Source organism: Pedobacter ginsenosidimutans (assembly GCF_001442625.1).
GTDB lineage: Bacteria > Bacteroidota > Bacteroidia > Sphingobacteriales > Sphingobacteriaceae > Pedobacter > Pedobacter ginsenosidimutans.
Genome location: NZ_LMZQ01000042.1, coordinates 24,285 through 37,048, shown reverse-complemented (window position 1 = coordinate 37,048; position 12,764 = coordinate 24,285). Strand labels below are relative to the sequence as shown.

The window sequence follows — 12,764 nt, the reverse complement described above, 5'->3', positions numbered from 1 at the left end:
ACTGATGAAAAATATTTTATATAGCACTTGTTTATTGATGATGCTGGTGATGAGCAGCTCTTGCAACAAATGGCTCGATCTTAAACCTAGAGATGGCATTACCAGACAGGAATTCTGGAAAACGAAAGAAGATGTTTTAGCAGCAGTTTCCGGTTGCTACACCTCTTTACTGGCGCCTCCTCCAGGTATTGGCGATAAATCTTTATTGGAGTACATGTTTATGTATGGCGAGCTCAGGGCAGATATGATTGCAGGTGGACCAAGTATTACAACAGAGGAAACGGATATTATCAATGTAAATATTACCCAGGATAATACAACAGCAAGATGGGCAGCATTTTACCGTACCATTAATTATTGTAATACCGTACTTGATTTTGCACCTGGTGTTAAAGCTACCGATCCCACTTTTACCGATGCAGCATTGAACGGTTATGTGGCAGAAGCGCTTACGCTAAGAAGCCTCATGTATTTTTACCTGCTGCGCACATTTAGAGATGTACCATTAAAATTAACCGCCACTGTAAAAGATACCGATTTACAGGATCTGCCGAAAACCAAACAGGCCGATATTTTAAAACAGATTGTTGCCGACTTAAAAAAGGCAGAGCAGGGAGCGGTTACCACTTATGGCAGCACAAGGTTTGATAAGGGTAGGGTAACCAAATTTACCGTAAATGCTTTGTTAGCCGATGTGTACCTGTGGATGGAAGATTATCCGAACTGTATTACCGAGTGCAATAAAATTATCAGTTCGCAAAGATTTGCCCTGGTTGGTGCAGGTTCTGGCTGGTACAATAATGTGTTTTTTAAAGGCTCATCCATCGAAACCATATTTGAATTTGACCAGGCGATTGAAAACCCGTTTTATAATTTATTTGTAAATAGCAGAAGACGTTTTATCGGTTCCCCGTTTTTGAGTACCGAAATCTTTATTCCAGATGACGTTGATCCGGATAATAACTATGATATCAGACCGGGATCTTATTATAGTTCGGCTTTTACCATCCAAAAATATGGGACAGAAAATCCTTCTTATGTAAAATGGCAAGCATACCGTTATTCAGATATCATGATGATTAAAGCCGAAGCTTTGGCTTTAACGGGAGGCGGTGTAGAAGCTTTGGCATTGGTTGATGAACTGCGATCAAGACGTAATGCGGTAGATGCTACAAAAGCTACTGTAGACCCTTCAGAAACTGAAGCTTTGTGCGATTATATTTTGGCCGAACGTGCCAGAGAATTTGCTTTTGAAGGCAAAAGATGGTTCGACCTTTTACGCCATGCCAAGCGCAATAACTATAGCCGTATTGATATTCTGTTAGATCTTGCTGCTAAAACAGTATCGCCTACGCTTCAACAATCGGCCATTACCAAATTTAGAGATCCCAATAGCCATTACCTGCCGATTTATCAGAGCGAGTTATTTACAGATCCTAATCTTGTACAAAATCCATTTTACACTAAATAGAATAAGTGATATGAAAGTGAAATTAGACATCCGAAACATTACCTATTTGGTTATACTCAGCGCATTTATAATTTTCGTGATTAATGCCTGTAAAAGAGAAAGTTTAACATTAAGTACTACTGATGATGTAAACATTACCGGATTTTTGGAGAAAAATCCAGAAAAATTTTCTCTGTTTACCCAAATTTTAGAAAGATCGGGTACAAAAGGTTATTTGGCAGCATATGGTAAATACACCATGTTTACTCCTGATAATAATGCAGTTAACGATTGGTTGAAAAGTTTAAATAAAACAGCAGTCGACCAATTATCAGCTGCAGAACTGAAAGACGTTGTTCGTTTCCATGTTTTGCCAGATACCGTTGCTACAGGCAAATTTACCGATGGTAAGTTAACCCAGATCACCCTTTATGGTCAGTATTTGCAAACTGGTGTTACTTTTAAAGATGGTGTAAGTAGTTTTATCATCAACAAACAGGCGCTCATTACACAATCTAATGTAAGGGTAGGTAACGGTATTATCCACGTTATCGATCATGTTTTAATACCATCAACCAAAACATTGGCAGCAAGTATAGAAACGAACAACAGGTATAGTATTTTTACGCAAGCCTTAAAAGAAACTGGTTTTTACGATTCATTAAACTATGTACAATCTGTAATTCCTGATACTACACGTCGTTTTCAGACTGTAATCCTCGAATCCGATTCGGCATTACAAGCTGCGGGTTTTAATAATTACGCTGCTTTAAAAGCCAAACTTTCAAAAACAGGTAATCCGAAAAGCCATACTGATAGTTTGTGGATGTATGTAGCTTACCATATTTCAACAGGAGCAAGTTATACGCCCGATATCGTTTCTTCGCCTTCTTTGGCAACATTGGTGCCGAGTGAAATTATAACCACAAAATTAGTGGGAACGAAAATCTTATTAAATGATGATGAGTTTAATGGTGTGATTGAGCCCGGAGTAGAAGTAAACAGAACTTTTAGTAATGTTACTACTTCGAATGGGGTTTTACACGAATCGAAAGGTTTTTACAAAATTAAACCAAGGGTGCCTACTGGTGTTTTCTTCGATATAGGCGATCAGCCGGAATTAAAATTATTGGCGGCCTGGCGTGCGCCTGGACAAACCATTCAGCTTTTACAAAACGGAAAATTGATTACAGCAGGCATCAGGCTCGATGCTTACAGATCGGGAACAATTGGACCTGTTTATGCTGTGTCGTCAACGCCAATCGGTGCATCTGATGGCCGGAGTTATGCCAACAGAGATGTAATTCAATTTAACCCTACCACCAGCAATACCGCACGCTCTATCTGGATGGAAATCAGAACACCTATGCTGGTAAAAGGTAAATACAAAGTTTGGATCTGTTATACCTATAATGGCTCCGGACCGCTTACACAGGTTGGGGTTGATGTAGGAACAACACAAGAACAATTATTGCCAAACTTAGTCGATTTTGCCCAAACTTTAACCAGTTCTGGTGTACCTACCGCCAATGCTGCTTTGCCTTCAGCAGATGGATTAATGTTAACCAATGGCTTTAAGCGCTATATGGCTACAACTGCCGAGGTAAGTAATGGTGTAAATGGTTTACAGCCCATCTCACAGAATAATTTATGGTCGGTTATGGTCGGGAAATTAGCCGGGGTAGTAGATATTAAAACAACTGATAAACACTGGGTTAGGTTTACTACACTGCGCGGTAATGGAACCGGAATTATGAATATGGATATGATTCACTTTATTCCGATTGATGATGATCAGAACTATCCAAGATTTAGTCCGTCGGGCCTGATTTATAAACGCCCATAACTAATTGAGCCATAGAACTAAAAATATAAATAATGACTAGAAAATATATAATATACGTTGCTCTGCTCAGTATCAGTACAGTTTTATATTCCTGTAAAGATAACCTGGAACTTCATAACGAACTTACCAATGTAGATAACAGCTTAGATCTTGCGCAAAAGCTCGATGCCCAGGCCAACCTCAGTATTTTTAACGGTTATGTTAAAACTACAGGTTATGATAAGGTGCTTGCAGGTGCGCAAAATTATACGGTTTGGGCACCAACCAATCAGGCTTTAGCCAGTTTGGATGCAGCAATTGTTTCTGATCCTGCAAAATTAAAAGATTTTGTTGCCAACCATATTGCATTATCTACTTTCCCATTAAACAAAGAAGGCGATACCACAAGGTTGAAATTGCTTAATAATAAGTTTGGTGTTTTTACCAGCACTAAATTTGAAGAAGGCACCGTTTCTGCTGCTGGCCAGTTTGTGAAAAATGGGGTATTGTATACTGTAGATCAGGCTGTTCCAACCAAACAGAATATTTGGGATTATATGCTCAGCAGTACTGATGGTGCTTTGCAAAAGAACTACATTAATAATCTATCAATTACCGTTATCGATACCGCAAACGCTACTGTAATTGGATATAACGCATTAGGTAATCCTATTTTTGCCCCTAATCCGCCAATGATATCCAGAAATACGTACTGGGTAAATGTAGCAGATCTGAGAGACGAGAGTCAGCAATACACTTATTTTATATTGCAGGATGCCGCTTTTACAGCCGAATCAACAAAACTTTCAACCTATTACCCAAGTGTAAATCCGAATTTGAATGCTTCCTACTTTCTGGTTAAAGATTTAACCATAAAAGGCGTTTATCCAATTGAAAAGTTACCAGATACACTTATTTCTTTACAAGGGGTAAAAGTGCCGATCAATAAGGCTAATATTATCCGTTCCTACCGGGCCAGTAATGGGATGGTGCATGTGGTAAATGCGCTTCCTTTCCGTTTGAAGGATAAAATACCTGAATTTAAAATAGAGGGTGAAAAACCACAGGCTGTTAGCGCTGCACGAACACTTTTATACCGTACAAAACTCGATAACTTAGGAAAAACTTTTAACGACATTGAGGTTTACGACCACAAGTATGCCGAATTTGGAATATTTTATTCTAAAGCCAATTTGCCGGTTGTAAAATACAAAGTATACGCAAGAGCCATTTCTGGTTTACCGGGCGATCCGCAGGTGGCGGCATTTATGCAGCGTTATTTCTTTTTTAACCCTGCCACAGTAAGTTATACTTTGTTTTATACCCATCTGGTAAATCCCTTAACCTATAACGAAACTTACTTAGGCGAATATACGCCAGCACAGTTTGGCAATTTTCAGGTGAGGTTAACCGCTGCAAACAGTACGAATGTAAATGTAAGTACACTCATATTGGATTATCTCCGCTTCGAACCAGTTTTACCTTAATTATGAATCTTGCTTTCAAAAAAAATACTATGTATAATTTTACAACGATAAAAAAAGTTTGGGGCATATTGCTTTGCTTACTGGTGTTTGGCTTAGCCGCACAGGCACAGGAAGTAGATTCGATGAAAACCGAAACAGATACCACTACCATAAAAGTAAAGGCCCGCGCAGTTAAGGGTGAAAAAATAAGGGGAATTGTGCTCGATGGGAATACCAACAAGCCTTTAGTGGGGATTAATATTACAGTTACTGGTTTTAACGCCGCCATTACCGACGAAAAAGGAAGATTTACCGTAGTGGTACCTGATTACAAGGCTAGTATTATTATTTCGGGTAATGGTTTCCAAACCAAGGTACTACCAGTTTACAAAGACAAAGAGATCAGAACCAAACTTTACCCGTTATCATTTACTTCTGTTTACAATGAGGTAGTTACACCAACAGGCACAATTTCTCAGGCAAGGGCAATACCCGCCATCAGTAATGTGAGTTTGCAAGGTAACTGGGCCAGTAATTCTGAAAGTGTAATGAGTTATGTTCAGGGCAGGGCCGCAGGGGTTAAAGTTACCAGGCGCTCAGGAACGCCCGGAGTAGGCGCCGATGTGCTCATCAGAGGGTTTAACTCTTTGTACGCTACAAATCAGCCTTTATATGTGGTTGATGGGATGATTTTCGATGCTAATAATTACGGTACATCGCTCATTAAAGGTCATGTTAACAACCCGCTTCAATTTATCGATGTTCGGGATATTGAAAACATCAGTATTATTAAAGATGCAGCTTCGGCAGCAACTTATGGGGTAAAAGCGGCAAATGGAGTCGTATTAATTACCACTAACCGTGCACACGATCTGGCTACCAATATCGATTTTTCTGGTTACGCAGGTTTTAATTTCAAACCTAAAAACTTACCTGTAATGGGGACTTCTGATTATAGGTTATATCTTTCCGATATTTTAAAAAGTCAGGGGTTAAGCAATAGTGCCATTGCCGCAAAACCTTATATGAACGATAGTCCAACCAATCCCGATTATTTTAAATACCACAACGAAACCAATTGGCAGAATGAAGTATTAAAAAGCAGTTTCGATCAGAACTATTTTTTAAAGGTAACCGGAGGTGATAATATTGCCAAGTACGCACTTTCTGCTGCTTATGCCAGAGATAGGGGCGTAATTGATAGCACCGATAATTTAAAATATAGTACGCGCTTTAACAGTGATTTAAACCTGACTAAAAAACTACAGGGAAGCACCAGTTTATCATTTACCTATACCGAGCAGCGTTTAAAAGATCAGGGAATTGCTCCGGTAACCAACCCACTGTTTTTAGCTTTGGTTAAATCGCCTTTTATGGCCAAGAATGAAATAAATTCGACTGGGGCAGTTTCACCGAATTTAGCGGATTATGATACTTTACAGGTGAGTAATCCAAGAGCTTTAATCGAGAAAGGACAAAATTTAAAAAAGGCTTATCGATTTTATGGAAACATCAATTTCGATTTTACTTTCAATAAAAACTTTAAACTATCTAACCTAAGTGGTGTAACTTACGATAAAACACAGGAAACACTTTTTATTCCAAGAAAAGGGGTAACCAACGATACGCTTTCCAATTATGTAGGCGATAGTCGTTTAGGTACACAGGTAGGCAGGTTTTTTAATGTGTTTAACGATCTGCGCTTAACTTACGATCAATCTTTCGGTTCATATAGTAAATTACATGCAATTGTTGGTACACGCTATTCACAGAGCGAAAGCGAACAGGATTATGCGTTGGGTTTTAATTCTGCAACAGATGAATTGATCAGCATTGGGAACAGTAATGCTGCTTTTAGAACATTTGGTGGTGATATTGGGAAATGGCGTACGCTAAACAATTATCTGTCTGCTAATTATAGCTACGCTGATAAATACCTCGTTAATTTTTCGATGGCTGTTGACGGTTCTTCACGTTTTGGTGCAAAGGCCGATCAGGGTTTCTTAAACTTCGATGATGGTTTGAGGATTAATGGAAGCCGTTATGCCGTTTTACCGGCCGTTGGTGCTGCCTGGGTAATCTCTTCAGAGAAATTTATGCGCAATTTACACCGCGTTGACCTTTTGAAATTAAGAATGAGCTATGGTTTGGTTGGAAATGATGACGTAGGGAATTATACCGCCAGGAAATATTATACCTCTCAAAATGTATTGGGCATCAGAGGTATCGTAACCGGCAATTTTGCTAACCCCAATCTACAATGGGAAACCGTTCGCAAGTTTAATACTGGTATTGATGGTTCCTTTTTTAGCGAACGCCTAAGCATCAGTTTAGATTATTGGAGAAACAGCACCAAAAATATGTTAAGCTATCAATTGCTGAGTGTTGTTACGGGTACTGCTTCTTTTATCAACAATAATGGTGGCATGCAGACAAATGGTTTAGATTTAGCCTTAAACGGTCGGATTCTAAATGAAAAATTAAAATGGGATGCGGGTTTAACCATCGGTACGTCAACCAATAAAATTACTAGTTTACCTGGTGGAAATTCAGTTATAACCAGTTATGCAGGTGGTGCTTATATCAGCCAGGTTGGTCAGTCAGCCAATCAGTTTTACGGTTATAAAACCAATGGTGTTTTTGCAACCAATGCGGAGGCCGCTGCCTCAGGTTTATCTAGTCGCAACAGTTTAGGAGCACTGGTGCCATTTACAGGTGGCGATGTAAGGTTTACCGATAGCAATGGCGATAAAATAATTGACGATGCCGACCGCACTATTATTGGTAATCCTAATCCGAATTTGTTTGGGAGTTTTAATAACACTTTCACTTACAAAAACTGGAGTTTAGATGCTTTAATCACTTTTGTTAGCGGTAACGACGTTTATAATTATACCAGGGCACAGCTAGAATCTGGAAGTACTTATTACAACCAAACACCAAATATTAGCAACAGGTGGAAAGGTGATGGACAAGTTACATCGGTGCCAAAAGCTACTTATGGCGATCCGGTAGGGAATGCCCGTTTTTCTGACCGCTGGATAGAAGATGGTTCCTATTTACGTTTGAGAACCGTTAATGTAACCTATAATGTACCCTTAAAACTGAAAGCCATTAAGTACGCAAAAATTTATGCTACGGCTAATAACCTGTTTACTATAACCAATTATTTAGGCTATGATCCAGAATTTAGTAACTCCGGAAGTTTATTTAGCCAGGGTGTAGATACCACACTTGAGCCACAGTTCAAGTCGTTTCAACTAGGCGTTAGAGTTGGATTATAATTAAGAAAGATATACTCATGAAAATGAACTTAAATAAAAAAATCGCATCCCTTTTACTATTGGGCATTTTATCTGCAGGTTCGTGGTCTTGCAAAAAAATGCTTGACGTACCAACCGAAGATAAATTGGATAGTGTAAATGCTTTTAAAACAGTATCTGATGCAGATGCAGCGGTTATCGGTATTTATGGCCAATTTTTGGGACTGGAAAAACTGTATATCCTGCAGAACGAACTGCGTGGTGATTTAATGGATGTTACCTCCAAATCAAGTGCCGACTTGCAGGAACTGTCAGCACATACCGAAACAAAAAACAACCAATATGTTGATCCAAGGCCATATTATCAGGTGATTGTGAATTGTAACGATGTGCTCAAAAACTTTAAAATGATGGTCGATGATCGCCGGATGAGTGTTGATGATTACAACAAACGCTACTCAGATATTGCCACATTAAGGAGTTGGATTTATCTGCATTTAGGCATTCAATATGGCAGCATACCTTATATTACTGATGCGATTGAAACAGTAGATGATTTAAAAAACTTGGCCAATTATCCGAAAACACCATTTGACCAGCTCCTGGATAAATTAATTGCCTTTAACGAGAGCCTGCCATATAAGGAAGCCTATGCTTATCCAACAGGAACATCCTTGCTGGTTACCATTGATGCTAACAGTACCCAAAAATTGTTTGCTTCTAAAGCCTTTCTGTTAGGCGATCTTTATTTGTGGAAGGGAAATTACATTAAAGCGGCAGAAAATTATGCCAAGCTGATGAATGCCGAAAACAATAACGGGAATGATAACTTCAGGTTTAATTTTTATAAGATCAATAACTCCGGAGATCCTGCCTATGCTAATTTGGCCATCTTATTTAGCAGAAGTGGACAAGATCCTACCAGTTTAATTAATAGTTTAGATGCAGGCTGGAGGGCTATTTTTGGCTTGCCAACAACATCAAGTGCGTGGAGTTCAGAATGGTTTTGGTCTATGCCTTACAATACAGCATTTAAGCCTGTAAACCCAATGATTGATTTGTGTTCACCGCTAAAAAGTTATCAGATTAAGCCATCACAAGCCATAAAAGATCTTTGGAACAGCCAAATTACCTATGGTGGTATTCCCTTCGATCCAAGAAGTAAATTATCGTTCAATGCTTCTGCCATGGGCGATGAAATTACCAAACTAACAGACAATGGCGGTAAGTGGGGCATTTACAGGGCACCTTTGTTGCACCTTCGTTTTTCGGAGGCAGCCAATAGAGATGGACAGACCAAATTAGGCTGGGCATTGCTAAACACAGGTATTAGAAACACTTATTACGTAGGCACGTTTACAGCTGGTGTCCAGGCACCTGTTTCCGTCGCAGAGTTAAATACCATGATTACACCTTATCCGCAAACTTCACCTTATTATTTCGATGCCAGAAAAAATAACGATGTTTCAGGTACCTGGTACCGTAACTGTGGCATTAGAGGCAGGGCAGTAGTAAATTCCATCGATGTAAGTTACCAGACGGATAAGGTTGGCTTAGAAGGCAAATTAATTGATGAGGCCGCATTGGAGCTTGCTTTTGAAGGTAACCGCTGGCCTGACTTGGTCCGTATTGCCCGCAGACAGAACAATCCGGCCTTTTTAGCAGATCGGATTTACCAAAAGCTGTTAAAAGCAGGTAATCCTAATGCAAGCCTAACCAGACAAAAATTAATGGATCCGGCCAACTGGTATCTGCCATTTGATTGGAAATAGAAAAATAAAATAAGAAGTTGTATCATAATGGCGATTTCACCTCAAATGCTGTCCAAAGGACTCCTTTGGACAGGATGACAAAACTACATTTGCGTATACAACTTCTTTTTGCTATTAAAAAGCTTCGAGGCTCAAAATCTGTGCCTTGTAAGCTGCCGGGAGAATTAAATTTCTTAATGGTTTATTCAGCTTCAGTTTCCTGCTTATTTTGTATAAAGTAAGTATTGGTTTAATGGGTTTTCCTTCCCCCAGTTTAAGTAATTCATTCACTTTAACTGGAACGATGAGTGCTTGTATTTTTCGCATTAGTAAATACCTCAGCGCACCCAGATGTTTTTTGTACTGATCATAAAGATCATGAGAAAAGCAGCTATAAATTAAATTTTCCTGTAGCTGTTGTTCATGCATCATTTGCCAGGCCACAAAATTAATAGGAAGTCCGTTTATTTCCATGCGATATCCAACTTGATAGAAAGTGGTAAATATTTCCTCTTTTTCTGCTAAAGTGAGTTTTCTTTCCAGCACTTCGAAGGCGCGGATGGAATAATCAATCAGCATGAATAATACATCTCTATAGGCCCAGTCTGGAATTTTAGTGTTTCTTCCAGCTTCAACATGCTGATGGATCATAGTAATCTGATCTATCGCTGCATTGGCTTCAGTTACAGTAGAAAATACGATTTTTTGCGCATAGGCAACAGTAGAAAACAATCTTCCCAGTGGATCTTTAGGCAGTTTGCCGGTAAAATACAACCAATCAACAGCTTTATTCAGGCTAAATTCTGCTGCTGCGCCAGCAAAAATAAAAAGAACAACATCTGTATTGCCCCATATTTTCCTTACGATAGAATGTTTGTCTACAAAGTCCATAATCCATAATGCTCTTCTAATATTTCAATTTTTTTGATGTTAATGCGGCATAGTATCAGCGGGATAATGCCAATGATGCCGAAAGAACAGTCTATCATTTGCCAAAATACTGGAATGTGACGGATATTTCCGGCAATTAAGGCCAATGGAATAATCGCGATACAGCAGATGATACCAAATTCGATCACCCATTTGTTTTTGACAGGATCTTTTAATGGGCCGATAAAAAGCACCGCCAACATGATATGTGCAAAAGCCAGCCAATCGGTGCCATAACTTAAAAATGGATAGTGTAGGCTGGTCGCTTTAAGGGCCTGATAAACCGCTCCAATCCATATTTGAAGACTACCTGGTAAAATTGCACTGTGTTTAACCAGATAGGCCATTTCGGTTTCTAACGGAAAAGCGGTTAATCCGCTTATTGCCAATCCTACAATGATTGTGCAGACGTATATTTTGGAGTGTAACCTTAATTTTTGTTCTTCCGTATTCATAGCTTGCTGATTAAATAACAGTGATTTGCAAGTGATTATAAGTCTGATGGAATAAATCGCCTCACATTTCTATGTTTTATAAAGTGCTTTGTGTTTCAAAGTAAATGCTAAAAATTGAATATTCCAAAAAAAGTTAAAGATTTTCGATATGATTAATTTTTATCTTCTTGTATTGAGATTGGAAATAGAAGATAGGTTGCACTTAAAGATTACGGAGCAGGGAGGCGATTTGCTGCGAGTTTACACCTGACAATGGTATGATTTAAAAAGCAAAAGAGCCAGCATCGCGCTGGCGCTCTTGTTATCATTAACTAAACTAAATCAACGCACTGCTGGCTAGCAGTTGTTTCATTCGTTAAACAAATATCTGTCGGATTGACAATTAAAACGAAGGTGGCTGCTAAATACGGAAAATGTCCTGTTGAATAGGCTTTTTCGGAATTTAATTCTGTGGGTAGTTTTAATTATACTTTTTACCAAAATTTTGTTCTTTTTTTTATGTTCCGCTTAAGGGTTTAACGGAGAGTATTTATATATTTGGATATTCATTATAAACTAAGCCTAGAAAAGAAATAAATAGACTAACCACTATAATGGAATTATACACCCCTGACCAAACAGACAGAGATATTTTAACACTATTACAAAAAGATGCAAGGCTAACCTATAAGGAACTGGCTGCTATGCTACATTTGTCAAAATCACCCATTCAGGAACGTGTAAAACGCTTAGAACGTTTAGGATTTATTTCTTCCGTAGTAGCATTGATCGACCCTAATAAATTTGAGAACTGTATGATATCCTATTTACAGGTTCAGCTTACCAATCATTCTGTTAATGCCTTCCGGTTATTTCAGCAGGAGGTAAGCAAACTCGATGAAGTGCTGGAATGTTACCATACAACAGGAGGCTTTGATTTTATGCTAAAGGTTGTTGCAAGAAATATGATCGCTTACAACGATTTTCTAATTAATAAATTTGGTCGTTTGGATAATATAGGCACCCTTAACAGTTCACTTGTAATTACACAGGCTAAACGCGAAACCGCTTTACCTGTATAGTAAGATCATTAAATTTATAAATTAAAAAAGCACCCCAGATTTTAAATCCGGAGTGCTTTTTTGATTTTTATAGCTTATATAGCCACATTGATCTGTACATTGATATTACCACGGGTAGCTTTAGAGTATGGACAGGTTTGGTGCGCCGCCTCAACCACTGTTTTTGCTTCTTCGTAGGTAAGCCCAGGTAAAACCACATTTAACCTTGCCTGAAGGTTAAAACCACTATCGGCCAAGGCCAGATCAACTTCTGCATCAATTGCAGCATCTACAGGAAGTGCAATTTTAAGTTGAGGGGCATTATGTTTCATTGCACCAATAAAACATGCAGCCCAGCCTGCAGCAAATAATTGTTCAGGGTTGGTTCCTTTTCCTGTACTGCCTGGAGATGATAGTGCGGTGTCAAGCACTCCATCGCTACTTTTTGCGAAGCCCTCACGGCCACCGCTTACATGAACTTTTCCAGTATAAAGCACTTTGTTGATGACTACATTCAACGTATTTGCTGATTCGATTACATTTTGATTTTCCATTTTTTTAAATTTTATTGCGAATATTTGAAT

The 12,764-nt window shown here is 38.7% G+C and carries 9 protein-coding genes; 6 read left to right on the top strand and 3 right to left on the bottom strand.

What is annotated here, in order from left to right:
- The first annotated feature begins 4 nt into the window (after window positions 1–4).
- The 5 genes from ASU31_RS24290 to ASU31_RS24270 are packed head-to-tail and all read left to right on the top strand — an operon-like array spanning window position 5 to window position 9,776.
- Window positions 5–1,471 (top strand): RagB/SusD family nutrient uptake outer membrane protein, encoded by a 1,467-nt coding sequence (locus ASU31_RS24290; protein ID WP_057934838.1) that lies wholly within the window; start codon window positions 5–7, stop codon window positions 1,469–1,471.
- A 10-nt stretch (window positions 1,472–1,481) separates the two neighbouring features.
- Window positions 1,482–3,296, top strand: coding sequence for a fasciclin domain-containing protein (locus tag ASU31_RS24285; RefSeq protein ID WP_057934837.1), 1,815 nt, complete (start codon window positions 1,482–1,484; stop codon window positions 3,294–3,296).
- 32 nt (window positions 3,297–3,328) lie between these two features.
- Window positions 3,329–4,762: a fasciclin domain-containing protein gene (locus ASU31_RS24280; protein WP_057934836.1), complete on the top strand. Its 1,434-nt coding sequence runs from the start codon at window positions 3,329–3,331 to the stop codon at window positions 4,760–4,762.
- 29 nt (window positions 4,763–4,791) lie between these two features.
- On the top strand, window positions 4,792–8,025 hold the full coding sequence (locus tag ASU31_RS24275; RefSeq protein WP_057934848.1) for a SusC/RagA family TonB-linked outer membrane protein: 3,234 nt from the start codon (window positions 4,792–4,794) through the stop codon (window positions 8,023–8,025).
- A gap of 17 nt (window positions 8,026–8,042) precedes the next feature.
- Window positions 8,043–9,776: a RagB/SusD family nutrient uptake outer membrane protein gene (locus tag ASU31_RS24270; protein ID WP_057934835.1), complete on the top strand. Its 1,734-nt coding sequence runs from the start codon at window positions 8,043–8,045 to the stop codon at window positions 9,774–9,776.
- Window positions 9,777–9,890: 114 nt separating this feature from the next.
- Here ASU31_RS24270 and ASU31_RS24265 read toward each other — a convergent pair whose 3' ends face one another.
- Both ASU31_RS24265 and ASU31_RS24260 read right to left on the bottom strand, forming a co-directional pair.
- Entirely contained in the window at window positions 9,891–10,646 is a 756-nt protein-coding gene (locus ASU31_RS24265; protein ID WP_057934834.1) for an oxygenase MpaB family protein, read from the bottom strand.
- Window positions 10,634–11,140: a hypothetical protein gene (locus ASU31_RS24260; protein ID WP_057934833.1), complete on the bottom strand. Its 507-nt coding sequence runs from the start codon at window positions 11,138–11,140 to the stop codon at window positions 10,634–10,636. Before ASU31_RS24260 ends, ASU31_RS24265 begins: the two co-directional genes overlap by 13 nt.
- A 593-nt stretch (window positions 11,141–11,733) precedes the next feature.
- On the opposite strand from ASU31_RS24260, the gene ASU31_RS24255 reads away from it, so the two are divergent.
- Complete coding sequence (locus tag ASU31_RS24255) at window positions 11,734–12,201, top strand: Lrp/AsnC family transcriptional regulator (protein ID WP_057934832.1); 468 nt, start codon at window positions 11,734–11,736, stop codon at window positions 12,199–12,201.
- Between the two features lie 74 nt (window positions 12,202–12,275).
- On the opposite strand, the gene ASU31_RS24250 is transcribed toward ASU31_RS24255, so the two are convergent.
- Window positions 12,276–12,734, bottom strand: coding sequence for an organic hydroperoxide resistance protein (locus ASU31_RS24250; RefSeq protein ID WP_057934831.1), 459 nt, complete (start codon window positions 12,732–12,734; stop codon window positions 12,276–12,278).
- Between the last annotated feature and the right edge of the window lie 30 nt (window positions 12,735–12,764).

What these genes read in the sequence shown, in the direction of transcription:
- ASU31_RS24290 (WP_057934838.1), top strand. Translation starts at nt 5, where the DNA reads ATGAAAAATATTTTATATAGCACTTGTTTATTGATGATGCTGGTGATG.
- ASU31_RS24280 (WP_057934836.1), top strand. Translation starts at nt 3,329, where the DNA reads ATGACTAGAAAATATATAATATACGTTGCTCTGCTCAGTATCAGTACA.
- ASU31_RS24285 (WP_057934837.1), top strand. Translation starts at nt 1,482, where the DNA reads ATGAAAGTGAAATTAGACATCCGAAACATTACCTATTTGGTTATACTC.
- ASU31_RS24255 (WP_057934832.1), top strand. Translation starts at nt 11,734, where the DNA reads ATGGAATTATACACCCCTGACCAAACAGACAGAGATATTTTAACACTA.
- ASU31_RS24260 (WP_057934833.1), bottom strand. Translation starts at nt 11,140, where the DNA reads ATGAATACGGAAGAACAAAAATTAAGGTTACACTCCAAAATATACGTC.
- ASU31_RS24250 (WP_057934831.1), bottom strand. Translation starts at nt 12,734, where the DNA reads ATGGAAAATCAAAATGTAATCGAATCAGCAAATACGTTGAATGTAGTC.
- ASU31_RS24275 (WP_057934848.1), top strand. Translation starts at nt 4,792, where the DNA reads ATGTATAATTTTACAACGATAAAAAAAGTTTGGGGCATATTGCTTTGC.
- ASU31_RS24270 (WP_057934835.1), top strand. Translation starts at nt 8,043, where the DNA reads ATGAAAATGAACTTAAATAAAAAAATCGCATCCCTTTTACTATTGGGC.
- ASU31_RS24265 (WP_057934834.1), bottom strand. Translation starts at nt 10,646, where the DNA reads ATGGACTTTGTAGACAAACATTCTATCGTAAGGAAAATATGGGGCAAT.